Origin of the sequence: Hyphomonas sp. (genome assembly GCF_041689225.1) — a bacterium.
GTDB lineage: Bacteria > Pseudomonadota > Alphaproteobacteria > Caulobacterales > Hyphomonadaceae > Hyphomonas.
On sequence record NZ_JBDNGN010000160.1, the window covers coordinates 22,200 to 48,652 of the forward strand.

Annotated in this window: 30 protein-coding genes, 1 tRNA gene and 2 pseudogenes; 12 read left to right on the forward strand and 21 right to left on the reverse strand. The window is 63.0% G+C overall.

Features of this window, described 5'->3' with window-relative positions; all coding sequences use genetic code 11:
- Window positions 1-9: 9 nt before the first annotated feature.
- Genes ACESNB_RS15790 through argH form a run of 3 tightly spaced genes read right to left on the reverse strand, consistent with a single transcriptional unit; the run spans window position 10 to window position 1,896 of the window.
- The gene (locus ACESNB_RS15790) at window positions 10-255 is read right to left on the reverse strand and encodes a hypothetical protein (protein WP_373009032.1); all 246 of its coding nucleotides are present in this window, start codon (window positions 253-255) and stop codon (window positions 10-12) included.
- Between the two features lie 2 nt (window positions 256-257).
- Window positions 258-494, reverse strand: a complete 237-nt coding sequence (locus ACESNB_RS15795; protein WP_373009034.1) for a hypothetical protein — start codon at window positions 492-494, stop codon at window positions 258-260.
- 4 nt (window positions 495-498) lie between these two features.
- Complete coding sequence (gene argH / locus ACESNB_RS15800) at window positions 499-1,896, reverse strand: argininosuccinate lyase (RefSeq protein WP_373009036.1); 1,398 nt, start codon at window positions 1,894-1,896, stop codon at window positions 499-501.
- A gap of 37 nt (window positions 1,897-1,933) precedes the next feature.
- Between argH and ACESNB_RS15805 the strand changes: the two genes are divergently transcribed.
- Complete coding sequence (locus ACESNB_RS15805) at window positions 1,934-2,524, forward strand: TlpA family protein disulfide reductase (RefSeq protein WP_373009038.1); 591 nt, start codon at window positions 1,934-1,936, stop codon at window positions 2,522-2,524.
- On the opposite strand, the gene ACESNB_RS15810 is transcribed toward ACESNB_RS15805, so the two are convergent.
- Window positions 2,507-3,307, reverse strand: coding sequence for a hypothetical protein (locus ACESNB_RS15810; protein WP_373009040.1), 801 nt, complete (start codon window positions 3,305-3,307; stop codon window positions 2,507-2,509). The genes ACESNB_RS15805 and ACESNB_RS15810 overlap by 18 nt on opposite strands.
- Before the next feature lie 98 nt (window positions 3,308-3,405).
- Here ACESNB_RS15810 and ACESNB_RS15815 point away from each other — a divergent pair, with 98 nt between their 5' ends.
- The gene (locus tag ACESNB_RS15815; protein ID WP_373009042.1) at window positions 3,406-4,083 is read left to right on the forward strand and encodes a Fe2+-dependent dioxygenase; all 678 of its coding nucleotides are present in this window, start codon (window positions 3,406-3,408) and stop codon (window positions 4,081-4,083) included.
- A gap of 3 nt (window positions 4,084-4,086) precedes the next feature.
- On the opposite strand, the gene ACESNB_RS15820 is transcribed toward ACESNB_RS15815, so the two are convergent.
- The 12 genes and pseudogenes from ACESNB_RS15820 to ACESNB_RS15875 all read right to left on the reverse strand — a co-directional run bounded on the left by ACESNB_RS15820 (window position 4,087) and on the right by ACESNB_RS15875 (window position 15,254).
- Window positions 4,087-4,572 carry a thermonuclease family protein gene (locus ACESNB_RS15820; protein WP_373009044.1) on the reverse strand — a complete coding sequence of 162 codons (486 nt, stop codon included), beginning with the start codon at window positions 4,570-4,572 and terminating at the stop codon, window positions 4,087-4,089.
- Between the two features lie 93 nt (window positions 4,573-4,665).
- The gene (locus ACESNB_RS15825) at window positions 4,666-5,685 is read right to left on the reverse strand and encodes a GGDEF domain-containing protein (protein WP_373009046.1); all 1,020 of its coding nucleotides are present in this window, start codon (window positions 5,683-5,685) and stop codon (window positions 4,666-4,668) included.
- 234 nt (window positions 5,686-5,919) lie between these two features.
- The gene (locus ACESNB_RS15830; protein WP_373009048.1) at window positions 5,920-6,798 is read right to left on the reverse strand and encodes a 3-hydroxybutyryl-CoA dehydrogenase; all 879 of its coding nucleotides are present in this window, start codon (window positions 6,796-6,798) and stop codon (window positions 5,920-5,922) included.
- Window positions 6,799-6,986: 188 nt separating this feature from the next.
- A complete protein-coding gene (locus tag ACESNB_RS15835) occupies window positions 6,987-7,916 on the reverse strand; it encodes an electron transfer flavoprotein subunit alpha/FixB family protein (RefSeq protein ID WP_373009050.1) in 930 nt (309 codons plus the stop codon).
- Window positions 7,916-8,662 carry an electron transfer flavoprotein subunit beta/FixA family protein gene (locus ACESNB_RS15840; protein ID WP_373009052.1) on the reverse strand — a complete coding sequence of 249 codons (747 nt, stop codon included), beginning with the start codon at window positions 8,660-8,662 and terminating at the stop codon, window positions 7,916-7,918. Before ACESNB_RS15840 ends, ACESNB_RS15835 begins: the two co-directional genes overlap by 1 nt.
- 431 nt (window positions 8,663-9,093) lie before the next feature.
- Window positions 9,094-9,910: pseudogene (locus ACESNB_RS15845) on the reverse strand (isocitrate lyase/phosphoenolpyruvate mutase family protein); the annotation flags it as partial.
- Window positions 9,911-9,994: 84 nt separating this feature from the next.
- Window positions 9,995-11,248 (reverse strand): folylpolyglutamate synthase/dihydrofolate synthase family protein, encoded by a 1,254-nt coding sequence (locus tag ACESNB_RS15850; RefSeq protein WP_373009054.1) that lies wholly within the window; start codon window positions 11,246-11,248, stop codon window positions 9,995-9,997.
- On the reverse strand, window positions 11,245-12,225 hold the full coding sequence (locus ACESNB_RS15855) for an acetyl-CoA carboxylase carboxyltransferase subunit beta (protein WP_373009056.1): 981 nt from the start codon (window positions 12,223-12,225) through the stop codon (window positions 11,245-11,247). The genes ACESNB_RS15850 and ACESNB_RS15855 overlap by 4 nt, the downstream gene beginning before the upstream one ends.
- Window positions 12,226-12,254: 29 nt before the next feature.
- Window positions 12,255-13,082 carry a tryptophan synthase subunit alpha gene (trpA, locus tag ACESNB_RS15860; protein ID WP_373009058.1) on the reverse strand — a complete coding sequence of 276 codons (828 nt, stop codon included), beginning with the start codon at window positions 13,080-13,082 and terminating at the stop codon, window positions 12,255-12,257.
- On the reverse strand, window positions 13,082-13,402 hold the full coding sequence (cutA, locus tag ACESNB_RS15865; protein ID WP_373009060.1) for a divalent-cation tolerance protein CutA: 321 nt from the start codon (window positions 13,400-13,402) through the stop codon (window positions 13,082-13,084). The genes trpA and cutA overlap by 1 nt, the downstream gene beginning before the upstream one ends.
- Window positions 13,403-13,404: 2 nt before the next feature.
- The gene (gene trpB, locus ACESNB_RS15870; protein WP_373009092.1) at window positions 13,405-14,616 is read right to left on the reverse strand and encodes a tryptophan synthase subunit beta; all 1,212 of its coding nucleotides are present in this window, start codon (window positions 14,614-14,616) and stop codon (window positions 13,405-13,407) included.
- A gap of 8 nt (window positions 14,617-14,624) precedes the next feature.
- Window positions 14,625-15,254: a phosphoribosylanthranilate isomerase gene (locus ACESNB_RS15875; protein WP_373009062.1), complete on the reverse strand. Its 630-nt coding sequence runs from the start codon at window positions 15,252-15,254 to the stop codon at window positions 14,625-14,627.
- 179 nt (window positions 15,255-15,433) lie between these two features.
- Here ACESNB_RS15875 and ACESNB_RS15880 point away from each other — a divergent pair, with 179 nt between their 5' ends.
- Both ACESNB_RS15880 and ACESNB_RS15885 read left to right on the forward strand, forming a co-directional pair.
- Window positions 15,434-15,655: an outer membrane beta-barrel protein gene (locus ACESNB_RS15880; RefSeq protein ID WP_373009064.1), complete on the forward strand. Its 222-nt coding sequence runs from the start codon at window positions 15,434-15,436 to the stop codon at window positions 15,653-15,655.
- A gap of 18 nt (window positions 15,656-15,673) precedes the next feature.
- Window positions 15,674-16,069: an outer membrane protein gene (locus ACESNB_RS15885; RefSeq protein ID WP_373009094.1), complete on the forward strand. Its 396-nt coding sequence runs from the start codon at window positions 15,674-15,676 to the stop codon at window positions 16,067-16,069.
- 79 nt (window positions 16,070-16,148) lie between these two features.
- Here the strand turns inward: ACESNB_RS15885 and ACESNB_RS15890 are convergent, their stop codons facing one another.
- Both ACESNB_RS15890 and ACESNB_RS15895 read right to left on the reverse strand, forming a co-directional pair.
- Entirely contained in the window at window positions 16,149-16,547 is a 399-nt protein-coding gene (locus ACESNB_RS15890) for a DUF393 domain-containing protein (protein ID WP_373009066.1), read from the reverse strand.
- Entirely contained in the window at window positions 16,537-18,168 is a 1,632-nt protein-coding gene (locus ACESNB_RS15895) for a hypothetical protein (RefSeq protein ID WP_373009068.1), read from the reverse strand. Before ACESNB_RS15895 ends, ACESNB_RS15890 begins: the two co-directional genes overlap by 11 nt.
- Window positions 18,169-18,380: 212 nt before the next feature.
- On the opposite strand from ACESNB_RS15895, the gene ACESNB_RS15900 reads away from it, so the two are divergent.
- Window positions 18,381-18,644 (forward strand): DksA/TraR family C4-type zinc finger protein, encoded by a 264-nt coding sequence (locus tag ACESNB_RS15900; protein ID WP_373009070.1) that lies wholly within the window; start codon window positions 18,381-18,383, stop codon window positions 18,642-18,644.
- Between the two features lie 29 nt (window positions 18,645-18,673).
- On the opposite strand, the gene ACESNB_RS15905 is transcribed toward ACESNB_RS15900, so the two are convergent.
- A tRNA-Ser gene (locus tag ACESNB_RS15905) sits at window positions 18,674-18,763 on the reverse strand.
- Window positions 18,764-18,874: 111 nt separating this feature from the next.
- On the opposite strand from ACESNB_RS15905, the gene msrA reads away from it, so the two are divergent.
- Complete coding sequence (gene msrA, locus ACESNB_RS15910; RefSeq protein WP_373009072.1) at window positions 18,875-19,525, forward strand: peptide-methionine (S)-S-oxide reductase MsrA; 651 nt, start codon at window positions 18,875-18,877, stop codon at window positions 19,523-19,525.
- A 4-nt stretch (window positions 19,526-19,529) separates the two neighbouring features.
- Here msrA and ACESNB_RS15915 read toward each other — a convergent pair whose 3' ends face one another.
- Window positions 19,530-20,597, reverse strand: a complete 1,068-nt coding sequence (locus tag ACESNB_RS15915) for a hypothetical protein (protein ID WP_373009074.1) — start codon at window positions 20,595-20,597, stop codon at window positions 19,530-19,532.
- 127 nt (window positions 20,598-20,724) lie between these two features.
- On the opposite strand from ACESNB_RS15915, the gene gluQRS reads away from it, so the two are divergent.
- The 6 genes from gluQRS to ACESNB_RS15945 all read left to right on the forward strand — a co-directional run bounded on the left by gluQRS (window position 20,725) and on the right by ACESNB_RS15945 (window position 26,315).
- Window positions 20,725-21,570: a tRNA glutamyl-Q(34) synthetase GluQRS gene (gene gluQRS, locus ACESNB_RS15920; RefSeq protein ID WP_373009076.1), complete on the forward strand. Its 846-nt coding sequence runs from the start codon at window positions 20,725-20,727 to the stop codon at window positions 21,568-21,570.
- The gene (locus tag ACESNB_RS15925; RefSeq protein ID WP_373009078.1) at window positions 21,567-22,493 is read left to right on the forward strand and encodes a DMT family transporter; all 927 of its coding nucleotides are present in this window, start codon (window positions 21,567-21,569) and stop codon (window positions 22,491-22,493) included. The genes gluQRS and ACESNB_RS15925 overlap by 4 nt, the downstream gene beginning before the upstream one ends.
- A 77-nt stretch (window positions 22,494-22,570) precedes the next feature.
- Window positions 22,571-24,151 (forward strand): alkaline phosphatase, encoded by a 1,581-nt coding sequence (locus ACESNB_RS15930; protein ID WP_373009080.1) that lies wholly within the window; start codon window positions 22,571-22,573, stop codon window positions 24,149-24,151.
- A gap of 6 nt (window positions 24,152-24,157) precedes the next feature.
- Complete coding sequence (locus ACESNB_RS15935; protein ID WP_373009082.1) at window positions 24,158-24,604, forward strand: cupin domain-containing protein; 447 nt, start codon at window positions 24,158-24,160, stop codon at window positions 24,602-24,604.
- Window positions 24,605-24,722: 118 nt separating this feature from the next.
- Complete coding sequence (locus ACESNB_RS15940; protein ID WP_373009084.1) at window positions 24,723-25,823, forward strand: Zn-dependent alcohol dehydrogenase; 1,101 nt, start codon at window positions 24,723-24,725, stop codon at window positions 25,821-25,823.
- A 111-nt stretch (window positions 25,824-25,934) separates the two neighbouring features.
- A complete protein-coding gene (locus tag ACESNB_RS15945) occupies window positions 25,935-26,315 on the forward strand; it encodes a response regulator (protein ID WP_373009086.1) in 381 nt (126 codons plus the stop codon).
- Here the strand turns inward: ACESNB_RS15945 and ACESNB_RS15950 are convergent.
- Window positions 26,312-26,453, reverse strand: a pseudogene (locus ACESNB_RS15950) (2,3,4,5-tetrahydropyridine-2,6-dicarboxylate N-succinyltransferase); the annotation flags it as partial. The gene ACESNB_RS15945 and the pseudogene ACESNB_RS15950 sit on opposite strands and share 4 nt — an antisense overlap.

Genomic DNA, 26,453 nt, shown 5'->3' on the forward strand with positions numbered 1-26,453 from the left:
GGGTTCGTACTATTCCACTTCGCCGAGTCCGCCGTCATCGACGGGAACGGTAGGCAGGGTATCCGGCACGATGCCACCCCATTGATTGATACGCTCGCCGTCCTGGTTCTCCGGTACGACCGGCACCGCAAGCGGCATGACCGGCGAGGCGGGCGCGGTGACTCTGTACGGAGCCGACTGACAGGCGGCAAGCAGGACGGCGCCTGCAAGGCAGCCTGCCGCGACCTGGCAAGAACGCATGAACGGCCTCGGCATGATCAGTTTCCGTCGGCGCCGCCGAGCAATTCGTCGTCGGCATCCTGGGTTCCAGTCGATTCGCGTTCGGGCAGCGGAGGCAGGTCGGATTCGGCTTCGCCCGGCAAGTCAGCCGGATCCATTGCCTCGCTCGGGTCGCCCCACAGGGGCGCCGGACGCTTCAGGTCACCGGTCAGACCACAGGCTGAAAGGGTGCCCGCGGCAAGCAGCGCCGCAGCGAGCAAAAGGGGACGTTTCATCGTGTTACTCCAGTCGCAGTCTCTGTTTCCACTGTGCCACTTGTTCGGCGACGCGAACAGGGCTTGTGGCCCCATAAGATGTCCGGGATGAGGCAGACGCCTCGACCGTGAGCACATCAAACACCGCCTGAGTGATATCCTTGTGGACACCCTGCATGTCGGCCAGTGACAATTCGGCAAGATCACAGGCCTTTTCTTCGGCCTTGGCGACGAGTGTGCCGGTAATATGGTGCGCTTCGCGGAAGGGCAGGCCGAGTTCGCGCACGAGCCAGTCGGCGAGGTCCGTGGCCGTGGAAAAGCCCTTCGCGGCAGCCGCCCGCATGGCGTCCGGCTTGAACCGGATCGTCTCGATCATGCCGGTCATGGCGCGGACACAGAGATTGAACGTGTCAAAGGCCTCGAAAGTGAGGCGCTTATCGTCCTGCAGGTCCTTGGCATAGGCGAGCGGCAGCGCCTTGATGGCGCCTTGCAGGGCGCTGAAATTCGCCGTGATCAGCGCCGCCTTGGCGCGCACGAGCTCGGCGGCATCCGGATTGCGCTTCTGCGGCATGATCGAGCTGCCGGTCGACCAGGCGTCGGTCAGGCTGGCAAACCCGAATTGCGGACTGGTCCACAGCACGATTTCCTCGGCGAGGCGCGAGAGATGCGTCGCGGCAATCGAGAGATCGGCGAGCGCCTCAAGGGCAAAGTCGCGCGAAGCAACGGCGTCGAGCGAGTTGGCCATGGGCCGGGCGAAACCGAGGGCTTCGGCGGTCATGTCGCGGTCGATGGGGAAACCGGTACCCGCCAGCGCAGCGGCACCGAGCGGGCTTTCATTCAGGCGTACGGCGCAATCGGCGAGGCGCGAGCGGTCGCGCGACGTCATTTCGACATAGGCAAGCAGATGGTGGCCGAGGGTGACGGGCTGGGCCGTCTGGAGGTGGGTGAAGCCCGGCATGATGGTGCCGGCATGTTCGTCGGCGCGCGCGACGAGCGCGGCCTGCAGGCCGGCGATCAGCGCCCATGCCCCGTCGAGCGCGCTGCGGGTCCAGAGCCGGAAGTCGGTCACGACCTGGTCATTGCGCGACCGGGCCGTGTGCAGGCGGCCTGCGGGGGCTCCTATCAGTTCCTTCAGGCGCGCCTCGACATTCATGTGAATGTCTTCCAGTTCGCGGCGGTACGGAAAACTGCCATCGCGCAGTTCGCCCAGCACGCCGTCGAGTCCGGACTGGATCGCCTCGTTATCGTCGTGTGAAATGATGCCCATTTCGGCCAACATGTCAGCATGGGCGCGGCTTCCGGCGATATCTTCCTCGGCCATGCGCCGGTCGATATCCAGCGAGCAATTGATCTCGTCCATGATCTCGGACGGGGTCGCGGCAAAGCGTCCTCCCCACATCGTCTGGCCTTTGCCCTGGTTCATTGCCATATCCTTTATCCGACGCAGGAGACCGTATCCGATGACCCGCTTAGCTTTTATCGGCCTCTTCTTGGTCGCCCTTGTCGCAATTGTCTACGTGCTGATCAGCGCAGCGGGCGGAAAGGTGCCGTCCAATCCGCTCGAGCGCTATGCCACGGGCGAGATGGCGAAGCTGAGTTTCGTGACCGCTGGCGAGCCGCAACCGACCGGCAACCTGTTCGCCGCCGACGGCACGCCTGTGACCCTGGCGGCCTGGAAAGGCAAGACCGTGCTGGTGAATTTCTGGGCGACATGGTGTGCGCCGTGCGAACGCGAAATGCCGTCACTGGGCGCCTTGCAGAAAGCGCGCGGCGGCGACCGGTTCGAAGTGGTGGCGATCAGCGTCGATGGCAGCGAGGACAAGGACTATGCCGCCAAACGGCTCGGCGAGCTTGGCGCGGCCAATATTTCCTTCCATATCGCACCGCCTGAAAACTACGAGATCATCTATGGTGCGGGCGTCACAGGCTTTCCCACCAGCATCCTGTACGGGCCCGACGGCAAGGAAATCGCACGGCTGGCGGGTGACGCCGACTGGTCGTCTCTTGAAGCCGTGGGCTTTATCGATGCGATCCTAGCGAAGGTCGGATAGTTCCAGTTTCACGCGGGAGACCTGGGCGGCGATTTCGCTGACCGGCGCGGGTGTACTGTCGGCCAGCGGGCCATTGGCGGGCCACATACGCACCAGCAGTTCGAGTTCCATGACCAGAGGTTCTGATTCCGCTGTGCCGAGGCGTTTGGCAATGTCGCGGGCGACAACAGAGAAGCCATAGGCGTCCTGGTATTCCCCGGCATTGTCGATGACGCCATTCACGACGCCGTTCTTGTACTCGTCGATACAGGTATCCATCAGGAAATGGATCTGGCCGACCGGATCGGCATTGGCGTTTTCCTGCAGCAGATTGATATTAGCTTCAGCCGCGTCGAGCTGCGGCGCGATCTCTTCAGCCGACTTGCCGGCGGCGAGTTCGGCTGAAACCTTTTCAAAAATGGCGGCGTCGAAACCGAGAGCATCGATGCCCGCGCGTTCGGCAGCGTGCGTTTCCGAGACGGGGTGCAGCAGGTGGCGCGCCGCTTGTTCGGGTGCCCCGGCCCTGAAAAGGGCGAGGCCGGCAGCAACGTGACCGGACATGAAGGCGATACGCTTGTCGACGGGGAGGGTCTGCATGTCGGCATGGCCCGCCATGGCGCCGCCCTCTCCGCCGCCTTCTCCCCCCTCGCCCGCCATGGAAGCAGGCGCGTCAGCGAGCTTGGGCGCAGGCGGGTCAGCCTTGACCGGCGCATCGTTCAGGCCTCCGCAGCCGACCAAGGCTGTCGAGCCGAGCAGGACGGCGCCAAGGCCGAGGCCGATCCAGCGTTTCGGGGTGTATGTCATCGTCGCAGCTCCGGAGTTTCGATTGCGCCCTGAACCTACGCCCGATACGCTAGCATCTGCAAGTCATTCTCAATAAGATTTCGGGGTTTTTACAGTTCATGTTCCTCACGATCGCCAATGTCCTAAATTCGCGCGACCTGGCCCGCGTGCAGAAAAAGGCCGAGACCCTGAACTGGGTCGACGGGACACGGACGGCCGGAGGCCGGGCCAAAGCGGTGAAACGCAACCTGCAGGCCGACCTGAGATCCGCGCAAGGCGAGGCACTGCAAGCGTTCCTGATGCAAGCGGTCACGTCCCATCCGGTGCTGTCCGGCGCCGCCCAGCCGCGCCTGTTCTCGCGCCTGATGCTGAGCCGGACCGCAGATGGCGGGTTCTATGGGCGCCACGTCGACAATGCACGGGTCGGTTCAGGCGAGGACCGGGTGCGCACGGACATGTCCTTCACCCTCTTCCTCAGCGATCCGGACAGCTATGATGGCGGCGAGCTGGTTGTCGAGACGCAGGGTGGCCTGCATGCAGCCAAGCCTGCGGCGGGCGACCTGGTGCTCTACCCGTCAGGTGACATTCACGAAGTGAGGCCGGTGACGCGCGGCGAACGACTGGCCTGCATCGGCTGGATCGAAAGCGCCGTGTGTGATCCGCAGGCGCGCGAGGCGCTGTTCGAACTGGAAAACCTGCGCGCATCGCTGGCCGCGAAGCTGGCGGCGGACGCCCCGGAACACCTCGTACTGGACAAGGTGATCTCGAATCTCCTGCGGCGCTGGTCTGCCGGCTGAAGTTCAGAACGCGACGGGCACCCTGGCCTGCCGGGCGCACCAGTCGGGCTCGCGATCGCCGCCATCATAGTCCCAGGCCTTGTGCGTGCCCTCGGTGATGAGGGTGAGTGCGACGTCCATTCCGTCAATTTCGAGGTCGACGACCTGACGACCATACCGGTCCGGCCCGTAGGCATGCGCGACTTTGACCGCCTTGCCGCGCGTCAGTTCGACAGCGGCTTCCTTGGCTTCATAGCCCTGTATCCGTTCAGATTCACACTTGGCGCCGCCGCGCTGCCTCATGCTGCCGGTTTCCGGGGAATCGACATCGTGGAGGCGGAACTTGGTGCCGTCCGGCAGGCGACCGCTGTCGCCGTCAGACCAGTAGACGGCCGCCGGTGCGTCGGTCGCGGCCTGCGCGGCCTGCGCGGCAAGGGCCACGATGCCGCCGCCCGACGCCAGGATGAGCGCCGCTGCGAGCCAGGGCGGAGTCGTAAACTTGAACGCCATGAGAGCCTCCTCGGATGAGGGGGCCAACCTGGGCCGAGCGGGCTAAGCGAAGGTTAAAGCCATCCGCGGCAACGGCCCCGGCGCAGCGCAGAGCTAGAAGCCCGCCGCCTTGACCTTGTCCCGGCCGGCATTCTTGGCCTCATAGAGGAATTTGTCGGCCTGACTGATCAGGTCATTTGCGTTCATTCCCGGCTCAAGACACGCCACACCGAACGATGCCGTGACGCCCGAAATGCATGTTCCGTCATCAAGCAACAGTTGGGACGCCTTCAGGACTGACTTGATCCTGACGAAGAGATTGTATGCCGCGATGATTTCGGTCTGCGGGAGAATGATAGCAAACTCCTCTCCGCCGATCCGCGCGACCATGTCCTGACCCTTGATGTTGCGCGTGATGAGGGTCGAGAACATCTTCAGAAACGCGTCGCCGGCCGGGTGCCCGTAATCATCGTTCACCTTCTTGAAGTGGTCGATATCGGCCATGGCGACACACAATGTCTTTCCCGATCTTGCCGCGTTGAAGATGTTCTCGTCGAGGCGTTTGGCGAAGGCCCGGCGATTCGGAATCGCCGTCAGCGGATCCTTCAGGCTCTGGCTCTGGGCCTCGTTCAACTCCTTGTTCAGCGCCTCGAGCTGCTTCTGGGATTCGCTCAGGCCCTGGCTCAGCTCCTGCGTGGTTTCCGCCATGCGGCGATTGTCATCGACGAGTCTGGAGATCAGGCCCGTCAAGTTTTCGACTGATGGTGAGTCGGGTATACGGCTGCCGACAGCGCTGAGGGATGCGTGAAAGACGTCATTGCTCGCGGCGCCCTGACGTATGATCCCGAGAACGCTCTCAATCTCGCGTTCGATGGCATCGCCGATATCCATCGTGGCGGCATCGCCTGCACCGGTTGCCACCAGTTCCCAATGGATCGACTCGATATCGTAAGGGCTCAGTTCGCCCTTGGCGGCAATCAACTCATCGACGCGCGCCACGAGCAGCGGGTCGTTCCCGGACACATAGGCATACCAGAGCGCATACGTTTGTGGGCTAGGCGGTGTGCCGTGCCGGTCGATCAGGTCGAAAACCTTGCCAGCCGTCTGGTAGACGCCTGACGAATTGGGAATCACGCCGTAAGTTACTCGTGTGTCCCCCTGACTCAAAGGTGTGGTTTGCATCGTATATATCGTCCCCAAGTCCCAGCCACCGGCCTATTTCAAATTTACCTTAGTGTATTTTATACGGGGTTAATGGCCGGGAACTCTGCCGATCCTGCAATACGCGCTGCGCCATCCGCCAAAAGCCGGATGGCGCAGTCGCGTTGAGGTGAACGGGCTTACAGAAAAAGCCCCGGTCGGCCCGGGCTAGCGGGTCGGGACGGGGAATTCGCCGGAATAGTCGTAGAAGCCCTTGCCGACCTTCTTGCCGACCCAGCCGGCCTCAACATATTTCACCAGCAGCGGGCACGGCCGGTACTTGGTATCGGCGAGGCCGTCATGCAGGACCTGCATGATCGAAAGGCAGGTATCGAGCCCGATAAAGTCGGCCAGCGTCAGCGGTCCCATCGGGTGGTTGGCGCCGAGACGCATGGCCGTGTCGATGGATTCCACCGTGCCGACGCCTTCGTACAGCGTGTAGACGGCCTCGTTGATCATCGGGACGAGAATGCGGTTGACGATGAAGGCCGGATAATCCTCGGCATTGGTCGTGGTCTTGTCGAGACGGCCTGCAAAGGTGATGGCGGTTTCGTAAGTGTCCTGGCTGGTGGCAAGGCCGCGGATCACTTCCATCAGCTTCATCAGCGGCACCGGGTTCATGAAGTGCATGCCGATGAACTTGTCGGGCCGGTCGGTGACCGAGGCGAGCCGCGTGACCGAGATGGAGGACGTGTTGGTGGCGAGATAGGTGTGGGCCGGGACGATCTCGCAGATCGAGCGGAAGATCTGTTCCTTGATCTCGCGCTTTTCAGTCGCCGCCTCGATGACGATGTCGGCGGCTTCGTGCGCCTTGATCGAGGCCGAGGTCTTGATCAGCTTGAGGCCGGTCTTCATGGCCGCCTCGGTGATCAGGTCACGCTGCACCTGACGGCGCATGTTGCCTTCGATCGTGGTCATGCCCTTGGCAAGCGCCTCGTCGGAAATGTCGGTCATGATCACGTCATAGCCGGCAAGCGCCGCGACATGCGCGATGCCATTGCCCATCTGGCCTGCGCCAATGATGCCTACCGTTTTCAGCTCTGCCATCTGTGTTTCGTCCTGAACGTGCAAGTTTTGTTACACCACGCTCATATCCTTTTTGTGCAGTGCGTCAAAGCGCAAGCTTTATTGTGCAGGCCGGGTGCCTATGAACGCCGCGTGTGGCGCGCGGGGCAAAGATGCAAAAAGCCCGGCACAGCGGCCGGGCTTTTCAAAATGCAGGATGGATCAGGCGCCTAGAGGGCGTCTGTCAGTTCCGGGACGGCGACGAAGAGGTCCGCGACAAGTCCGTAATCGGACACCTGGAAGATCGGAGCTTCCTCATCCTTGTTGATGGCAACAATAATCTTGGAATCCTTCATGCCGGCGAGGTGTTGGATGGCACCCGAAATGCCGATGGCAATGTAGAGTTGCGGCGCAACGATCTTGCCGGTCTGGCCGACCTGGTAATCATTGGGCGCGTAACCGGCATCGACGGCGGCGCGCGAGGCACCGACGGCGGCGCCGAGCTTGTCAGCCAGCGGCACGATCAGGCGGTTGAACTCTTCGGACGAGCCGAGGGCCCGGCCACCGGAGACGACGCGCTTGGCGCCGGTGAGTTCGGGACGATCCGACTTCACCATTTCTTCCGAGACGAATTCCGACTTGAACGGGCCGGATGGCGCAGCGGCGTCTTCAATCGTCGCCGAGCCGTCATTGCCGGCAGCCGGGAAAGCCGTGCCGCGCACGGTGATGACTTTCTTGGCGTCGGAAGATTTGACCGTCATGATCGCGTTGCCGGCATAGATCGGACGCACGAACGTGTCCTGATCGACGACTTCGATGATTTCCGACAGCTGCATCACGTCGAGCTTGGCCGCGATGCGCGGCGCGATGTTCTTGCCGGTTGTCGAAGCGGCGATGAAGACGGCGTCATAGTTGGCCATCAGCGGCACGACGAGGGCTTCCATGGCTTCGGCGGTCTGCTTGCGCAGGGTCTCGCCTTCGGCTTTCAGCACCTTGCGCACGCCAGAAACCTTGGCGGCTTGCGGGGCAACGGCACCAGAGTTTTCACCGGCGACGAGGATATCGACGTCGCCGCCAAATTTCGACGCCGCCGTGACGACCTTGTAGGTCGCGTCCGACAGGCCGCCATGGTGATGTTCAGCAATTACGAGAACGGCCATTACACAGCTCCTGCAGTTTTGAGTTTGGCAACAAGCGCGGCGACGTCTTCAACCTTCTCACCGGCCTGGCGCACGGCCGGTTCGGTGACGGAAACGACGGTGAGGCGCGGCGAGATGTCGACGCCATAGTCTTCGGGCGACTTCTCGACGATCTCTTTTTTCTTCGCCTTCATGATGTTCGGCAGCGACGCATAGCGCGGCTCGTTAAGGCGAAGGTCGACGGTGACGACGGCTGGCAGCGTCAGCGCCACGGTCTGGAGACCGCCATCGACTTCGCGGGTGACTTTCAGCTTGTCGCCGTCTTTTTCGAGCTTGTAGGCGAACGTGCCTTGCGGCCAGTCGAGCAAAGCGGCCAGCATTTGGCCGGTCTGGTTGCTATCGTCATCAATGGCCTGCTTGCCGAGGATGACCAGGTCAGGCTTCTCTTCCGCGACGACCTTGGCGAGCAGCTTGGCGACAGCCAGCGGTTCGACCATGGCGTCGGTCTTGATCAGGATGCCGCGATCAGCGCCCATGGCGAGCGAGGTGCGCAGCGTTTCCTGCGCCTGCTGTGGCCCGACCGAGACGACCACGATTTCGGTGACCGTGCCGGCTTCTTTCATCCGGACCGCCTCTTCGACCGAAATCTCGTCGAACGGGTTCATGGACATCTTGACATTGGCGAGGTCGACACCGCTTTTGTCCGGCTTGACGCGGACCTTCACGTTGTAATCGATCACGCGTTTGACGGGCACGAGGACCTTCATGCGGTGCTCCCTTATGGTTTCGGTGGTTTGACGTATTTCCCGCGTGACTAAACGTCCGCCGCAAAAGACGCAAGGTTTACGTTGACGTGAGGGTCAATTTGGCGCGGTTTTCCTTTTGGCGACGGGCCAGACTGGTATATGAACCGCGTGTGTTCGTCGGCGCGCCTTTTTCGCGTGCCAACCTCAAAGCCGGAAAGGAGACCAAGCCATGTTCAGCCGCCGTTTCCACTTCGAGCTTTCAGGTTCACATGAACATTTCCAACGTACTGGCGCGCTGCGCCGGGCGGTTTTGGCCCTTTGCCCTTAAGTCAAAGGTCCATTCATAAACCCAGTCCGACAGACGGCGCGCCCATGCGAGCCTGCACACGAAACTGCCGCCGCACCTGCTCAAGGATGTGGCGGCGGATGACGGCTAGCTGTCGGCCCCCCTTTGCCATCAGGTCCGCAAGGGCCTTGCCGGTGACGGCGCCCTTGAGAAAGCCGAGCGTGCCTGTGGCCATGAGTTCCTCGCCCGCATGCACCAGCGCGCCATAGGCGGTGTTGGCGAGGGCCGAGCCCATGCTGACACGCTTCACGCCGAGGTCTGCGAGCTCCGCCATCGGCACGAAGCCGCTGCGCGGTCCCATCAGCACATTGACTGGGCGATCGACGGATGCGAGCATGGTCTTGATATCCTCCATCGTCTTCAGGCCCGGCGCATAGAGCACATGGGCCCCCGCTTCTTGGTAGGCCTGCAGCCGCGCGATCACATCTGACAGGTCTGGCACGCCGGTGAAGAAATTCTCGACCCGCGCGGTGACGAGGAAGGGAAAGGGCAGCGCGTTGGCGGCCTCCACGGCGGCGCGCACATGCTCGGCCGCCTCGGCGATCGCGTATTGCGGATTGCCGGCATCGCCTGTGAAGTCCTCGATCGAGCCGCCGACAAGGCCGGCCTCTGCGCCGAGACGGATCGTCTCGGCGCAGGTCTCCGGACTGTCGCCGAAACCATTTTCGAGATCGGCGGTCAGCGGCAGCGGCGTCGCGGCCGCAAGCGCACAGACATGGGCCAGCTTGAGATTGCGGGTGATGTTATAGTCGGCAACGCCTGCGCTGGCGGCAAAAACCGGCGCTGGTCGAGGCCAACGCCTGGAAGCCGAGCCCGGCGAGGATGCGGGCCGAGCCGACATTCCACGGATTGGGCAGCACGAACATGCCGGGCCGGTCATGCAGCGCCTTGAAAGCGAAAGCCTTGTCTTTTTGCGGCGTCATTGGTGTCCCTCCCTTTGCGAACCATTTTGTTCACACGGACGCCGAGGCGCAAGCCACCCGACTTCCTGCGATTCCGGGAGGCTGCTATTCCGGCGGTTCGAGATTACGCGCGAGGACTTCGCCCGAGAGATAGAGCGAGCCGCAGATCAAAATGCGGTCGGCGCCGGTGGCCGCCGCCGCCGTGACCGCCGCATCAAGGCTGTCGCAAACGGTGACGTCCAGTCCGGCGGTGCGGGCCGCTTCGGCCAGGTCGTGCGGTTCGGCGCCGCGATGACCGGGCGCATTGGGCAGGGTGAAGACATCGGGTTTGAGGTGGCGGAAGGGCAGGAAGAAGCCCGTCGCGTCCTTCGACGCCAGCATGGCCGTGACGAGGACGGTTTTGCCGGGCAGGCGCTTGAGGTGGTAGGCGATCGCACGGGCGGCGTGCGGATTGTGGCCGCCATCGAGCCAGACTTCGGCGTCCGGCGCGAGCGCGGTGACCGGGCCCGGCCCGAGCCGCTGCATGCGCGCGGGCCATGTTGCTGTGCGGGCGCCTTCCAAGATCGCGGCCTGGGATATCCGGGTAGACTCGCCGAACAATTGCATCGCCATGGCCGCGAGGGCGGCATTGCCGCGCTGGTGCTCGCCGATCAGGGAGATGTCCTGCGGCATCGCATCAATGAAATGCGCCTTCAGACGGTAGAGCGGGGCATCGAGGCGGGCGGCTTCGCGGGCGATCACTTCATCGCAGACCTTGCGCTGGATGGCGGTGAGGACCGGGCGGTGCGGGCGGATGATGCCCGCCTTCTCCCCGGCAATCTTGCGGATATCCGAGCCGAGAAAGGCTTTGTGATCGAAGTCGATCGGCGTGATCACACAGAGCGCTGGCGCCCCGATGACATTGGTCGCATCAAAGCGCCCGCCGAGGCCGACTTCGAGGATGAGCAGGTCTGCCGGGACTTCGCTGAAGGCGAGCAGCGCGGCAGCGGTGGTAGCCTCGAAATGCGTGATCTGCAGGCCGGTCAGGGCCTCGAACGTCCGGTCGAGCCAGGAGATCAGGCGGGCGTCATCGACGATCTCGCCGGCCAGCCGGATGCGCTCATTGAAGCGCACGAGATGGGGCGAGGTGAAGACATGGACCTTGAGGCCAGCCGCTTCGGCCATGGCGCGCATGAAAGCCGAGGTCGAGCCCTTGCCGTTGGTGCCTGCGACATGGATGACCGGCGGTAGGCGATCCTGCGGACGGCCAAGCGCCGCGAGCGCGGCCTCGACCCGCCCGAGCGAAAGCTCGATGGTTTCTGGATAGAGCCCTTCGAAACGCTTCAGCGCTGCGGCAAGGGCCGCACTGTCTCCGATCAAGCAGATTTTCCCTTGGACACCGGCGGTTTGGGTGCGTGGGTTTTTGGCTGGCTGAGCGGTGTGATGGGGAAGTCCTCCCGCCGGCGGGAATTAGGCATGAGATGCATCAGGATGCGCGCCAGCGTCGCCTTCAGCTTGCGCCGGTCGACAACGATGTCGACCTGTCCCTTTTCGCGCAGGAATTCCGAGCGCTGGAAGCCCTTGGGCAGGCTTTCCCGGATGGTCTGCTCGATCACGCGCGGACCGGAAAAGGCAATCATCGCGCCCGGTTCGGCGACATGGATATCACCCAGCATGGCGTAGGAGGCCGAGACGCCGCCCGAGGTCGGATCCGTTAGCACGACGATATAGGGCAGCTTCGCATCGGCCAGTTCATTTACCGCCAGCGTGGTGCGCGGCATCTGCATCAGGCTGAGCGTGCCTTCCTGCATGCGGGCGCCGCCGGAAGCGGTGCAGACGACAAAAGCGGCCTTGCGGGCGACCGCCATCTGGGCAGCAGTGACGAATCCTTCGCCGGCGGCCATGCCGAGCGAGCCGCCCATGAAGTCAAAATCCTGGACCAGCAGCACGGTCGGAACGCCGCCAATCTTGCCATAGGCGGCGACCATGCAATCGTCCTGGATCAGGGGCGCGCCGCCATTCTCGGTCTCGCGTTTTTCGCGTGCGGCGATCTTGGCCTTGGCGGCCTTGATGCGGGCCGGGTAGGGCTTGTCGTCCTTGAATTTCAACGGGTCAGCCGGAACAGGCGGCAGGGCCAATGGCTCCCAGCGTTCATCATCGAACAGGAGGCGGCAGCGTGTGCGCGGGCTGATGCGCATGTGCGCGCCAGCGGGCGTGACCCACCAGCTCTCTTCCAGGTCGGCCCTGTAGACGAGCTCACCGGACGCAGGACATTTAACCCAGAGGTCGTCGGGCGTGTCTTTCTTGGCGAGCATGGTTTTCAGGCCCGGCGGGGTGACCTTGGTAATCCAGTTCATGCCTCAACTCCTTAAGACTGTAACAGTCCCTACGCTTTGGCGACTGCAGCCATCGCCGCACTCAATTCCCCTGCAAGTGCGCCCATACCCCGCGGCGCTTCAGAATAATCGCCCGATTCGTGGGCTGACTGAGCATGCTCCACGAAAGCAGAGCCAACGACAACCCCATCGGCTATCTTAGCCATTTTTACAGCCTGTGCACCATTTTTCACCCCGAATCCAACACATACAGGCAATCCGGATACACGCCGCACCATTTCGACATTCCCGGCAATCGCCTGCGGGTCGGCCGAGCCGGCACCTGTAACGCCTGTTACAGCCACGAAATAGATGAACCCCGAGGCGCCATCGGCGACCTTGGCCATGCGCGCCTCATGCGTGGTCGGCGTTGCGAGGCGGATTACAGAAATATCATGCTTGGCATATTCGTCGCGCAGCACCTGGTCTTCTTCCGGCGGCAGGTCGACGAGAATGGTGCCGTCGATTCCGGCCGCATGGGCGGCTTCGGCAAAGGCCGCATAGCCGAGGGAATGGACCGGGTTGGCATAGCCCATGAGGATCAGCGGCGTATTCTGGTCTGTTTCGCGGAAACGGGCCGCGAGGCCGAGGACATCAATGAGCTTAGTATGGTTGGCGAGCGAGCGGAGACCTGCCCGCTGGATCGCCGGGCCATCAGCCATGGGGTCGGTAAACGGCGCGCCGAGTTCGATAATGTCGGCGCCATTGTCGCGCAGGGCGCACATGCACTGGAAACTCGTTTCCATGTCCGGGTCGCCGCCCATCAGGTAGGCGACAAGCGCCGCGCGGTGTTCGGCCTTAACCTTGTCAAAGCGCGCCGTAATTCGGGAAGTGGGCATTATGAGTCCGTATTTTCGTTGATCCATGCCTCATAGGACGCAGAGACATGCGTGCAGGGCATCGCGACGATGGCGGGCGCGTCATAGGGATGATGCTCGGCCACGATCGCTTCCAGTTTCGCGAAATTGGCTTCAGGCCCCTTTAGCCAGAGGACAAATTCCCAAGCCTGCTCGATCACGCCTTTCCAGCGATAGGTCGACATCATGGGGCCTTCGACATTGGCGCAGGCCGCGAGGCGGCCCTCAATGGCGGCATCGGCAATGGCCTGCGCCACGCGTTGGGACGGGCAGGTGATGCGGAGAAGGAGGAATTTGGTCATAGTCAAATCTCCACGCCCAGCGCCTTGGCCACGCTGAACACATCCTTGTCGCCGCGGCCGCAGAGATTCATGATCAGGAGGCCGTCCTTGTCCATGCCCTCGATGATGTCACCGAGGCGGGCGATGGCGTGGGCGGGCTCCAGCGCCGGAATAATGCCCTCAAGCTGGGTGCACAACTGGAATGCAGCCAGCGCCTCGTCATCCGTACAGGAGAGATACTCAGCGCGGCCCGTGTCGCGCAGGAAAGCGTGTTCCGGTCCGATGCCCGGATAGTCGAGCCCGGCGCTGATCGAATGGGCATCAAGAATCTGGCCGTCATCGGTCTGAAGCAGGTAGGTGCGGTTGCCGTGCAGGATGCCGGGGCGCCCGCCATTCAGGGCCGCCGCATGCTCGCCGGTCTCGATGCCATGGCCAGCGGCCTCGACCCCGATCAGGCGCACGCCTTCGTCGTCAATGAAGGGATGGAACAGGCCGATCGCGTTCGAGCCACCGCCGATACAGGCCATGACGGCGTCCGGCAGGCGGCCTTCGCGCTTCAGGATCTGTTCGCGGGCCTCGATGCCGATAATGCTCTGGAAGTCGCGGACCATTTCCGGATAGGGGTGCGGGCCCGCCGCCGTGCCAATGCAGTAGAACGTGTCATCGACATTGGTCACCCAGTCGCGCAGGGCTTCGTTCATCGCATCCTTCAGCGTGCCCGTGCCGGACGAGACCGGCACGATCTCGGCTCCGAGCAGTTTCATGCGGAACACGTTCGGCTTCTGGCGCTCGACATCAGTCTCGCCCATGAAGACGACGCATTTCAGGCCGAAGCGGGCGCAGATCGTCGCCGTCGCCACGCCGTGCTGGCCAGCGCCGGTCTCGGCGATGATGCGCGTCTTACCCATGCGCATGGCGAGCAGGACCTGCCCGAGGCAGTTATTGATCTTGTGTGCGCCGGTATGGTTGAGCTCGTCTCGCTTGAAATAGATTTTCGCACCGCCGAAATGTTCGGTCAGGCGCTCGGCGAAATAGAGCGGCGACGGGCGACCGACATAATGGGCCCACATATCGTCCATTTGCGCCTTGAAGGCGGGGTCAAGCTTGGTGGCACGGTATTCCTTCTCGAGTTCCAGGATCAGCGGCATCAGCGTTTCGGCGACATAACGCCCGCCGAATTCACCGAAGCGACCGTTTGCGTCCGGCCATTTGTCCCAGGTATTGCGAAGGTCCATTGCGGTACTCATGCCTCTTTGGCGGCGCGGATGAAGGCCCGCACCAGCTCCCTGTTCTTTAACCCCGGCACCCGCTCGACGCCAGAGGCGACATCGACGGCAGGCGCACCTGTCGCTGCAATAGCTGTGCTGACATTGTCCGGCGTCAAGCCGCCGGCCAGCATCCAGGGCTTCGGCGCCTGCCAGCCATCGAGGATCGCCCAGTCGAACGTCTGGCCATGCCCGCCGGTGCGGGTGGCGCCTTCCGGCGGCCTGGCGTCGATCAGCAAACGGTCGGCGGCCGTGTAGGCACGGGCATTCTCAAGGTGAACGCGGGTCGATACGCCGAGCGCCTTCCAGACTTCCAGCCCCGTGCGGGCCTTGATCGCAGCCAACCGTTCAGGCGTCTCGACGCCGTGCAATTGCAGGATGGGAAAGCCGACGGCCGTCACCGCGTCGATCTCAGCATCGCTCGCATCGACCAGCAGCGCCACGGGCACGGCCTTGCCGGCCTGCATCAGCAGGCTCGCCGCCGCTTCCGGCGTCACCCGTCGGGGGCTGCCCGAGGCAAAGTTGAATCCGATCCAGTCGGCGCCTTCGCGGGCCGCAAAGCCAACAAGGTCCGGATCGGTCAGGCCGCAAATCTTCACATCCACCATGGATGGCAGGTGATCGAAGGCAGGCGCGTCGTCAAGTAGAGTTAAGGCGCGGTAACAAAGTTTGCCGCTTTTGCCACAACAGGTTTCAGCGCACGTGAAGGCCCGAACAAGGCCATGAGGGACCCGTTATCGCCGCATGTCCCAAATACATCGGGATGAGCAACACCAAGGATCCTCCCATGAAAAAGCTTATGATCGTTTCCTCCTCCGCCATCGCCATTGCACTCAGTCTGGCCGCGCCTGCCGCGGCCCAGACCTATGGCAATGAAGACACCGGCCTCTATGCCGAGGGCGGCTACACCTACCTCAACATCGAACCTGAAGGTGCCGATTCCGGCGTCGACACCAATGCCACAACGGGCCGCCTCGGTTACCAGTTCACACCGATTTTCTCGATGTAAGCCGACATCACGACCGGCATCGATGACGGCGAGTTCGACTACAATGTCGACGAAGACGAGTTCAACCTCGACGACAATGACGATACCGACCTCAACGACGTGATCGCTGGCTCCGGCGATCTCGGCCTGAACTACCTTGTCGGCCTGTACGGCCGCGCTACTGTGCCGCTCACCGAGCGCCTCGATATCTCAGCGCGCGCCGGCTACGCCTTCATCGACGTTGACGCCATGGTTGTCACACCGGGCGGCACGACGCTGGGTGTGATTGAGGACTCGGCTGATGGTCCGGCCATTGGTGCAGGTCTCAGCTATGACCTGAGCGACAAGTGGGATCTTCGCGGCGACTATAGCTATTACAACTTCGAAGACACCGACACGGGCGCCGCCTCCATCGCGGTCGGCTACAAGTCCTAGGCTGAACCCGACGTCCAAATGATCGCGCCGGTCTCCGAAAGGAGGCCGGCGTTTTCTTTGGACTACGATTCAGACGCGTTTATTGCGGTTTGGCCGCCTCGGCGATGCGGCGGCGGCCCATCAGGCGCAGCGTCAGGTTGCGGCCTGTGCGCAGGAAGGGATAGAGGGCGCGCGAGACACGCGGCGATGCGAACACGCGCGCCATCACGGCATTGAACGGGCCTGCCCCGGTGCTCATCAGCGCCAACCGGTTCATGCAATCGGCGCCGGAATGGATTTCGCCATTCATGATCAGCGCCATTTCTTGGTCGAAATCGACGCCTTTGGACACCGCGTAATGCACTGCCGGGTGGTCCTCGCGCGCATTGACCAAGCTGACCGGACCAATCGCATCGCGCAGCCGGAGGAGTTTCACGTACTCGGAACAGAACGGGCAGTCGCCATCATAGACGATGAAGGTGCCAGGATCAGAGAACACTCACATACTCCGTATCTCGCGCTATCACTTTCTTCTCGACATGCCCGTCATTCATCGAATGACAGACCGACTCGATCACCTGCTGGTAAGCGACAACGTCTTCGAGCGATAACGCATTGAACTCTTTATATAGGAAGGGATTGCTCGGATGGTGATGGAAGCGGAAATAATAACTATGCCGTACCTGCGTGGGGTCACGCGCCAGCATTTTCTTGTGGTGGGCGATCACGAACCGGCTGAGCTGCACCTCACGCATCTTGCGCGCTTCGGCGGTTTCCGGCACCGCGTGCGCAAGGGTCGACGGCGCAACGCACTGACCGTCCTTTTGCTGTCGCTCGAGTGACTTGCTCGACGCCAGCGTCGTGTGGTCGTACTGGCCCTCGATCGCCTGGGATCCGAGATAGGCGTGCGACATGGAATAGGAGTGGCTGCTGAAGAACGCGGACGGCACTTTCACATGCCGACCGTCCTTAGTGACCGCCTCGATATAGACCTGCCGGGAGTCGGCCAGGTCGAACCATGCCAGCGCCGTCGCGGGATTGATGTGCAGCGCCGGCGCGCCAAGCAGAATGGTGGCGATACAGGCCAGCTTGGTATTCCAACTGAGGCCATCCTTGGCGGCGCGCGCCGCCCACCACACAGTGAGATTGCTCCAGATCCAGGGCCAGAAGAACAGGCCGCCAAGGATGAAGATGCCGATATGCAGCGCTTCGTACATCAGGGACGCGATCTTCAGCCAGCCCACCCGCAACACGCAGACAAGGGCAAAGAGCTGGGCAAAGACGATCGCCGCATTCATGGGGATATAGGACAGATGGAAGCCCTGATAGGCCAGGTCCGTGAGCCAGGGCAGGTGCCCGATCGGCAAGATCCCGCTCTCGAGCGTGTAGGGGATCTGGTTGATGGTGGGATTCTCGACCATCCAGTGCCAGGGCGTCGGGCCAAGCGTCAGCTTCGCGACACCTGACCAGAAATAGTTTGCCAGGTGCAGGCCGAAGACGACGCCGACAATCTCGGTCTGGCGTTCGGGCGCCGCCAGCCAGGGATGGATTCTCGGGCCCGCCTTGACCACGATAAGGCCGAAGGCAATCAGGTAGAACGCCATGTCCATCATGTAGCGGGTGTCGAGATACGACATCCACACGCCCGAAATCTGGGCCACCAGCAGGCGCGTCGACATCAGGTAGATCACGACGGGCAGGATAAAGGCCGGCCGGAACCAGCTGAGCACAGAGAGGCCTACGGCCAGGTAGAAACCGAGCGCGACATATTGGGCCGCGCGCGTCGCCGTCTCCGGGTCGGCCAGCGTATAGTCTGGGCGCTCGATCAGCAGCAACACGGTCAGCCCGACCGCCGAGGCGCGCAGGATCGCGCTGAGGAGCGGCACGAACGCGGTATATTTCGTCCGGTAGAAGGCGATCGCGATGGCCAGCATACCCAGCAGGGGCAGGTAGATTTTCGCGCTGTTGGGCACCCAATGTGGATAGAATCGCGGCATCTGGTCCCGGAAGACCGAGAGTGCGACTAGTGTCACCAGCACAAACAGGAGGGTCGGCCCAAACCGGCGCACAGGCCCCTCAGCGCACGCGAGGCGCGGCTGCGCAAAGTCCCAAAATGACAAGATGACGTCCCCCGAATTTCGTTCAGCCCCGGAGAGTGCAAATATCGTGCGGGATTGTCACCCGGATTCGCCTTCCACGACCCCCGCGTGCGCGTTCTCTCGTGACAGCATGTACGCATCCCGCCGCTGGCGAGCTGGGACCAGACCATTGGAGAAGGCGAATTCAGCCCCCATGTTTCCTGCCGGACCGGAATTTCAAAAAGGTGAGCGACATGGCCAGTGGCTGGGCGCGAGATGGCGCCATTCAGCATCAGATCGACGACAGCATCAATGATGCTGTGCAAAACGCGCGGGCGCGCATGCCTGTGGGCGAGAGCGCAACCCATTGCGACGAATGTGAGGAAGCCATTCCCGCGCGGCGCAGGGAAGCGCTGCCGGGCGTGCGCACTTGCGTGACATGCCAGTCCCAGCGCGACAAACGCACCGTCCATTCCGGTATGAATCGCCGCGGCAGCAAGGACAGCCAGCTGCGCTAGGCGACATCCGGGCTTTCGCTCGGCCGGGCTGGCGGTGAGACAGGGATTCGAACCCTGGAGACTATTGCTAGCCTACACACTTTCCAGGCGTGCGCCATCGACCACTCGGCCACCTCACCATCGCTCGCGCGAAGCGAGGCACTTAGCGGATCGCTACCCCGCTCGCAAGACTGTGATTGCCGTTAAGGGGAGGTCGCCCCATATTCGGTCCAGACAAAGGAGACTGCCAGATGTTGTTCTCGAAAAAGCCCGCCACGATCCCGGATGCTGCCAATGCCCTGCCGGGCCGCGCGAACGCCATTCCGACAGCGCGCGACCATTTCGTGTTCCACCGCGAGATTCAGGGCCCGGTGCCGGACGATTTCGCGGCCGCCATTTTCGGTCTTGGCTGTTTCTGGGGTGCCGAACGCAAGTTCTGGCAGCAGGACGGCGTCTGGATCACGGCGGTAGGCTATGCCGGCGGCCCGACCCCGAACCCGACTTATGAAGAAGTCTGTAGCGGCGGCACCGGCCATACGGAGGTCGTGCGCGTCGTGTTCGATCCGGCGAAAATCAGCTATGGCGACCTCGTGAAACTGTTCCTCGAAAGCCACGACCCGACACAGGGCATGCGCCAGGGAAATGATATCGGTTCGCAATACCGTTCGGCGATTTACACCACCTCCGATGCGCAGGCCGAGACCGCCCGCGACATGGCGGCAGCCTATCAGGGCGCGCTGGCCAAAGCCGGCCACAACGCCGCAATCACCACCGAAATCGCGCCGCTCGGACCGTTCTATTATGCCGAGGACTATCACCAGCAATACCTCGCCAAGAACCCGGCAGGCTATTGCAGCATTGGCGGCACAGGCGTGTCCTGCCCGGTCGGATTGTCGGTCTGAGGGACTAGGAGCCGAAATTCATCGAGAACCGCTTGCGGGTCTCGATCATGGTCTGGGCCTTGAACATGGCGTCGGACGCCGTTTGCGCCTTCTGGATCGACGGATCGCCGCGCAGGGCCTCGACGACCTGCGACAGGTGCGAGATGGCTTCCTGGACGATCTTCTGGTCGAATTGCTTTTCAGCGCGCGCCAACAGGGCCCGGCCAAGGTCCATGCGCGCCTGCGAGACAAGCATCGGGTCAGACGTATTGGTCACCGCGTCGAGATGAGCCCGGCGCAGCGAGATCACGCGGTCAAGCGTGCCAAGGTCTCCGGTCGATTCAGCGACATGTACGCCCGAGGCGCAGAAATCAGCTTCGAGTTCGCTGCGCACGACCTGGGACACGGTCTCGCTGTCGGCCAGCATCCGATCGAGCGCCTCGGCGAGCAGTTTCATCTTTTCCGGCCGGAAGGCCTGCGGATTGGCCAGCGCCGGCTGCAGCTTCTTGGCAAGGAGATAGGCCGCGACCTGGGCCACCTGCCCCTCCAGCCCAGACGACCGTCCGGGCAGGCCGATGCTGAACGCGCGCGCTTCGTCGGGCCTGAGGCCGCCGCCGCGCGACAGGCCCTGCACGACCAGGCCATTGTCGCCCTTGTCGACGCGGCTGGCCCAGACCAGCATGTCGGCGTCGGCCGCCGCGAGCCGGCGACGCGCCTGCGCCAGGATTTTCTGGTCAGTATTGCCCGCGATCTGGCCAGTCGCCGCGATGCGGAAAGGCGCGCCGAAATTGAATTCAGCCAGATGGTCGCCCAGCGCCGACATCAACCATTTTCCCGTGCGGCCAGCGCCCGGTCCGGTCGGCCGGGCGAGGAGGATACGGTAACCCGGCTCCTTGGCGCGCCGGAAAGCCCGTGTGCCGGCTGCATTACGCAGGCGGGTCATCAGTGCGCGGACGCCGGACAGGATAAGCAACAGGAGGCCAAAGCAAAGCAGCGCCGCAATCGCGAACCCAAAAGTCGCGAATTCATGGGCGCTGAACACGTTCGTCTCGATCCAGTCTTCTGCCGTCGTGAACCAGCCTGTTTCCAGCATGGCAATTGACCTCTCTTAAGTCTTGGCGATACGAGCCTTGGACTTCTCTGGCAACAGGGAATGACTGTTATTACGGGTGATCCCGCGCTAGCCTCGGCCCTTCGGTCGGCATAGGAGGGCAGGCGACATGGCAGGTTTTGTCACCCGGTTTGCGCCGTCACCGACCGGCCACCTGCATCTTGGACACGCCGCATCAGCCTTTCACGTCTGGGATACGGCACGTGCGGCAGGCGGCAAGGTCCTGTTGCGTATCGAGGATATCGACCAGACGCGCTGCCGTCCGGAATACGAAGCCTCGATCCTGGCAGACCTCGAATGGCTCGGCCTTGACTGGACCGGCCCCGTGCGCCGGCAGTCGGAGCATTTCGACGACTATGCACTCGTCCTCGAAAACCTGAAAGCGCGCGGCCTGATCTATCGCTGTTTCAAAACACGGCGGGAGATTGCCGCTGCCCTGCCGGCGGGCGCCGACCCGGATGAGGCGCCCTATGTCGGCAAGCCCGTCCCGCCCGCCGCGGAATCCGAACGCCTCGCGCGCGGCCATGCCTTTGCCTGGCGCCTGTCGCTGTGCGCCGCCCGAGACGCGCTTGGGGCCCGCTACACGGCCATGGCCTTCACCGAGGAAACGTCAAACGGCGCCCGCATGGCGCCTGCGAACCCATGTGCCTTCGGCGATGTCGTCCTCGCCCGCAAGGACACGCCGGCGAGTTATCACCTGGCCTGCTGTCATGACGATGCCCTACAGGGGGTGACCCATGTCATTCGCGGCGAGGACATTCGCGAGATGACCAGCGTGCATGTCATGCTTCAGGCCCTGATGGACTGGCCGACGCCGATCTACCGGTTCCATCCGCTCCTGCTCGGACCGGACGGGAAAAAGCTGTCAAAACGGACTGGCGACAAGGGGCTCCGCGCCTACAAAGAAGAAGGGATGACACCGGGCGATATTCGCGCCATGACGGCCGCCGCATGACGTCCTCCCTGGAATCCCCCGCCCCCCTTGTCGTCCCCCCGGCCGCGCCCGTCGTGCGCCACTGGATCGGTCCGCTCATGGTATTTGGCGGCGGCGTGTGTATCGGCTTTGCGCCGATCGGATTGCGGCTGGGCCTGGACGATCTCGGGCCACAGGCGATTGCCTTCTGGCGCTACCTGTTCGCGGCCCCCGTCCTGCTCGCGCTGGTTGTCCTGATCGAACGACGGGCACCGCGCCCGCCCAACCGTTTCGTCCTGATGGCTGGCACGTTCTTCACGCTCGACATGGCCCTGTGGCACTGGAGCCTGACCTTGACCACCGTGTCGAACGCCACGTTCATCGTAAATCTCGGCAACATCTCGGTCGGCTTCATGGCCTGGCTGTTCCTGAAGGAGCGTCCGACAAACAAATGGTTCGTGGCCGTCGTGCTGGCCGTACTCGGCGCCGCCGTACTATCGCTCGGCGGTGAGGTCGGCGGCAAGGGCGATATACGCGGCGACATGCTGGCGCTGGCGGCCGCCTTGCTCGTGTCGGGCTACATGCTCTGTTCAAAACTCGCCCGGCGAACGCTTGGCGGCCTCGAGACCATTTTCTGGCTGACACTTGTCGAAATATGTATCGCAAGCCTCATCGTCGCCCTGTCCGGCGAAAGCTTCCTGCCCGAAAACCTCGGCGGATTCCGGGCGCCGCTCTTTCTCGCACTGATCGTGCAAGTAATGGGACAGGGACTGATCATTACCGGTCTCGGGCGTACGCCCGCCGCGATTGCCGGCGTCGTGGTGATCGTGCAGCCGGTTGTTGCCGCAGCCATTTCCTGGAGCCTGTTCGACGAGCCTCTCACCGCGCTCCAGGCCGCTGGCGCCGGCGCCATTCTCGCAGCTGTCTGGCTGTCCCAACGCGGAAAACCGGTGCCCATCGACTGAATTCTCACCGACTGCATCGAAACTGCCACAAAACTCGTCTATCATCCTGGCAAATGAATCGTTCGGGAATCCACGACATGCGCACATCCATCGCCGCCCTTCTGACGGGCCTTGCCCTCGTTTCCACAGCCTGCACCACGACCGAAGCAGTCACGCCCGTCGTGCCAGAATCGCTGACCGTGGAGACGCCGCCCGCGCCGCTGCGCCCCGGCCTCCTGCCGCAACAGTCCGGCGACAGCTACTATCAGTCTGCTGCCGCTGCCGTGCAGGCGCGGATCGACCAACGCGGCGTGAAACCGGCGAAAAACGTGATCCTCTTCATCGGCGACGGCATGAGTATCCCGACCATCACTGCCGCCCGCATCTATGCCGGCCAGAAACGCGGCGTGGACGGAGAATCCTACATGCTGACAATGGACACGCTGCCCCACATGGCGCTGTCGAAAACCTATAGCCATGACTTCCAGGTCGCCGACTCCGCTTCGACGGCCACCGCGATGGTCACCGGCGCCAAGGTCAACTCGGGCACCGTGGGCGTGTTGAAGGGCGCGAACCGCAGCAACTGCGCCAGCACCGAGGGCAACCGCACCGATTCCCTGTTCGACCTCGCTGAGCGCGAAGGCCTCGCTACCGGCATCGTCTCCACCGCCCGCATCACCCATGCCACGCCCGCCGCGACCTATTCAGAAACACCCAACCGCGACTGGGAATCCGATGCCGACCTCAAGGGCGGCGAAGCCGGTGACTGCAAGGACATCGCCCGCCAGTTGATCGAATGGCCCGAGGGCGACGGGTTCGAGGTCGCCATGGGCGGCGGACGGACCGAATTCCTGACCTCGGACGAAGCCGACCCCGAGGACGAAGGCAAGACTGGCAACCGCAAGGATGGCCGTGACCTCGCCGCCGAATGGACTGCCAAGGGGCCTGACCACATATACATTACCGACAAGGCCGGATTCGACGCCGTCGACTTTGCGTCCGATGCCAGGGTGCTCGGCCTGTTCGAAGGCTCGCACCTGGAATTTGAAATGGACCGGGCCGCAGATACGGCCGGAGAGCCATCCCTGATCGATCTGACCCGGGCGGCGATCACCCGCCTGTCGCAAGATCCGGACGGCTTTGTCCTGATGGTTGAAGGCGGCCGGATCGACCACGCCCATCATGGCGTCAACGCCGCCCGCGCTGTGGACGAGACGGACACGTTCGACCAGGCCGTCGCTGCTGCGCTCGACATGACCGATGCCGAGGACACGCTGATTATCGTCACGGCCGACCATTCCCATACGATGACGATTTCCGGCTACCCGATGCGCGGCAATCCGATCCTCGGCAAGGTCAATGCCGGACTTGAAGGCGGCGAGCTGAAAGGCTTGGACGGCAAGCCCTACACGACACTGTCCTATGCCAGCGGCCAGACCGCCTGCCACATGAAGGACGGTGAGCCCGACTGCACCCGCGAAGACCTCTCCGATGTCGACACGACGGACCCGGATTTCCAGCAGCCCTCGCTCGTCTTCTTGGGCTCTGAAACCCATGGCGGCGACGATGTCGCCATCTTCGCCACCGGCCCCGGCTCGGAACTCGTGTCCGGCGTGATGGAGCAGAACGAGATCTTTCATGTCATGGGCCGCGCCAGCGGTCTGGTCGCCACGGAGTAGACGCGCGTGCCGAAAATCGATCTCGCCAAGGTGCCGGTCCGGACTGGCACCAACTATCCCGATCCCCACGCCGCTGCCGTCAGGGACCGCCAGTGGCAGGGCATCGGCGATGCCGGCTTCCTGACCGCGCTCGGCGTCAATCTCTGCACGATTCCGCCGGGCGTCTGGTCGAGCCAGATGCACGTCCACACGCATGAAGACGAGTTCGTCATCGTGCTGTCTGGCACAGCGCGGGTCGTGACCGATTGCGGCGACTACACGCTGGGTCCGGGCGACATGGCGGCGTTCCCGGCCGACGGTGAAGCGCACCACCTGCGCAATGAGGGCACCGAGCCACTCGTCTTCCTCGTCGCCAGCAGCCGCGATTCCCAGGATGGCTGCGTCTGTCCTGGCATCGATATGAAAGTCGGGCCCGACAACATTTACCTCCACGAGGACGGCACGCCTTATTGATCCGATCCGCCGGGCTTACGTTGGGGCCGGGCTGTTCAAGGTCCTGTCTCTGCGCAATGATGACGTTTGAGACCGCAGCGCCAGCGAACGAGCGCGCGGCCCACCCGGAGGAACACCCATGAAAGCTGCTGTCATGCGCGCGCCCAATGCGCCGCTCTCGATCGAAGAGGTCACGATATCTAAGCCCGGCCCGCGTGAAGTCCTCGTGCGCCTGAAAGCGGTGGGTGTCTGCCATTCCGACGTGCACTTCTGGGACGGGGCCTTCCCGACCGAGATGCCGGTCATCCTCGGGCATGAAAGCGCCGGGATCGTCGAACAGGTTGGCTCCATGGTCAGCGCCGTGAAGCCCGGCGACCATGTCGTGTCGATCCTGTCGCCCTTCTGCGGCAACTGCGAGTTCTGCCTGACCGGCCACATGTCGGTTTGTCACACCGTGAATGGCGAACAGTTCAAGCGCGCGCCGACGGAGGCCCCGCGCCTGTCGATCGGCAAGGAAAAGGTTTCGCAATTCCTCAATCTCTCCTCCTTTGCCGAACAGATACTCGTGCACGAGAACACGCTCTGCGTGATCGACAAGGAGATGCCAATGGACCGCGCCTGCCTGATCGGCTGCGGCGTGATTACCGGCGTCGGATCGGTCTTCCATGCCGCAAAGGTCGAGCCGGGCTCGACCGTGGCCATACTCGGCTGCGGCGGGGTCGGCCTGTCGGCCATCAATGGCGCGGCGATAGCTGGCGCCTCGCGCATCATCGCGGTCGATCTCTCGGACGAGAAATTGGCCATGGCGAAGAAATTCGGCGCCACCGATTTCGTCAATCCGAAGAACGGCGACCCGGTCGCACAGGTCAAGGACCTGACAAATGGCGGCGTGCACTATGCCTTCGATTGCGTCGGCCTCAAGCTGACGGCCGAGCAGGGCTATATGATGATGCGCCCACGCGGCCTGATGACGGTGATCGGCATGATCCCGCCCGGCGTGAATATCGAGATCCCCGGCATCGAGCTTCTGGTGACCGAAAAACGCCTTCAGGGCGCCATCATGGGCTCCAACCGGTTCCGGATCGATTTCCCGCGCCTCGTCACCCTCTATCAGCAGGGCCGCCTGCATTTGGACGATCTCGTCTCCGACCGTATCGGTCTCGACGGCCTCACCGGCGCGCTACAGAACCTGAAGGACAACAAGGGATCGGTCGCCCGGCAGGTTGTCGTATTTGACTGATCGTCCGACAACGGGCAGTCACACCGATGTCGCCGCCGCCTCGCATGGCGGCAACGTCCGTGTGACTGCTTGAAAATGGGAACGAAGTACGTGCCAGGCCATTTTCTAGATATGAAACAAGCGCCTCAAATCCTGATTGTCGAAGATGAAATCCTGATCGCAATGGATCTCGAAGACATGGTCGCCGAAATGGGCGGCAAAGCGATTGCGTCTGCACACAATATCCAGACGGCCATGAAGATGGCCGAATCCATCGAAGCGGACGCAGCCATTCTTGACGTCGATGTCGCCGGGCAGCTTGTCTTCCCGGTCGCCGACATCCTGGAAGCCCGGGGTATCCCGTTCCTCTTCAATACCGGTCATTCGGCCGAACACGCGCTGCGGGCCCGCTATGCCTCAGCCCCGATCTGCCGCAAGCCGACCCTGCCCCGGCAGCTGAAAAAGGCCCTGCAGGCTTTGCTGACACCGCCCAGCCTGACTGCCCCGACCTAGTCCCGCAGCAGTTCGTTGACGCCGGTCTTCGACCGCGTCTGCGCATCGACGGTTTTCACAATCACCGCGCAAGCTAGGCTTGGCCCGCCATTCTTGTCCGGCAGCGTGCCCGGTACGACGACGGAATAGGGCGGCACA

Excerpts from the sequence above, each read along its gene's own strand:
- ACESNB_RS15790 (WP_373009032.1), bottom strand. The coding sequence starts at position 255 with ATGCCGAGGCCGTTCATGCGTTCTTGCCAGGTCGCGGCAGGCTGCCTT.
- ACESNB_RS15795 (WP_373009034.1), bottom strand. The coding sequence starts at position 494 with ATGAAACGTCCCCTTTTGCTCGCTGCGGCGCTGCTTGCCGCGGGCACC.
- argH (WP_373009036.1), bottom strand. The coding sequence starts at position 1,896 with ATGAACCAGGGCAAAGGCCAGACGATGTGGGGAGGACGCTTTGCCGCG.
- ACESNB_RS15805 (WP_373009038.1), top strand. The coding sequence starts at position 1,934 with ATGACCCGCTTAGCTTTTATCGGCCTCTTCTTGGTCGCCCTTGTCGCA.
- ACESNB_RS15810 (WP_373009040.1), bottom strand. The coding sequence starts at position 3,307 with ATGACATACACCCCGAAACGCTGGATCGGCCTCGGCCTTGGCGCCGTC.
- ACESNB_RS15815 (WP_373009042.1), top strand. The coding sequence starts at position 3,406 with ATGTTCCTCACGATCGCCAATGTCCTAAATTCGCGCGACCTGGCCCGC.
- ACESNB_RS15820 (WP_373009044.1), bottom strand. The coding sequence starts at position 4,572 with ATGGCGTTCAAGTTTACGACTCCGCCCTGGCTCGCAGCGGCGCTCATC.
- ACESNB_RS15830 (WP_373009048.1), bottom strand. The coding sequence starts at position 6,798 with ATGGCAGAGCTGAAAACGGTAGGCATCATTGGCGCAGGCCAGATGGGC.
- ACESNB_RS15835 (WP_373009050.1), bottom strand. The coding sequence starts at position 7,916 with ATGGCCGTTCTCGTAATTGCTGAACATCACCATGGCGGCCTGTCGGAC.
- ACESNB_RS15840 (WP_373009052.1), bottom strand. The coding sequence starts at position 8,662 with ATGAAGGTCCTCGTGCCCGTCAAACGCGTGATCGATTACAACGTGAAG.
- ACESNB_RS15855 (WP_373009056.1), bottom strand. The coding sequence starts at position 12,225 with ATGAACTGGATTACCAAGGTCACCCCGCCGGGCCTGAAAACCATGCTC.
- trpA (WP_373009058.1), bottom strand. The coding sequence starts at position 13,082 with ATGCCCACTTCCCGAATTACGGCGCGCTTTGACAAGGTTAAGGCCGAA.
- cutA (WP_373009060.1), bottom strand. The coding sequence starts at position 13,402 with ATGACCAAATTCCTCCTTCTCCGCATCACCTGCCCGTCCCAACGCGTG.
- trpB (WP_373009092.1), bottom strand. The coding sequence starts at position 14,616 with ATGGACCTTCGCAATACCTGGGACAAATGGCCGGACGCAAACGGTCGC.
- ACESNB_RS15875 (WP_373009062.1), bottom strand. The coding sequence starts at position 15,254 with ATGGTGGATGTGAAGATTTGCGGCCTGACCGATCCGGACCTTGTTGGC.
- ACESNB_RS15880 (WP_373009064.1), top strand. The coding sequence starts at position 15,434 with ATGAAAAAGCTTATGATCGTTTCCTCCTCCGCCATCGCCATTGCACTC.
- ACESNB_RS15900 (WP_373009070.1), top strand. The coding sequence starts at position 18,381 with ATGGCCAGTGGCTGGGCGCGAGATGGCGCCATTCAGCATCAGATCGAC.
- msrA (WP_373009072.1), top strand. The coding sequence starts at position 18,875 with ATGTTGTTCTCGAAAAAGCCCGCCACGATCCCGGATGCTGCCAATGCC.
- ACESNB_RS15915 (WP_373009074.1), bottom strand. The coding sequence starts at position 20,597 with ATGCTGGAAACAGGCTGGTTCACGACGGCAGAAGACTGGATCGAGACG.
- gluQRS (WP_373009076.1), top strand. The coding sequence starts at position 20,725 with ATGGCAGGTTTTGTCACCCGGTTTGCGCCGTCACCGACCGGCCACCTG.
- ACESNB_RS15925 (WP_373009078.1), top strand. The coding sequence starts at position 21,567 with ATGACGTCCTCCCTGGAATCCCCCGCCCCCCTTGTCGTCCCCCCGGCC.
- ACESNB_RS15930 (WP_373009080.1), top strand. The coding sequence starts at position 22,571 with ATGCGCACATCCATCGCCGCCCTTCTGACGGGCCTTGCCCTCGTTTCC.
- ACESNB_RS15940 (WP_373009084.1), top strand. The coding sequence starts at position 24,723 with ATGAAAGCTGCTGTCATGCGCGCGCCCAATGCGCCGCTCTCGATCGAA.
- ACESNB_RS15945 (WP_373009086.1), top strand. The coding sequence starts at position 25,935 with ATGAAACAAGCGCCTCAAATCCTGATTGTCGAAGATGAAATCCTGATC.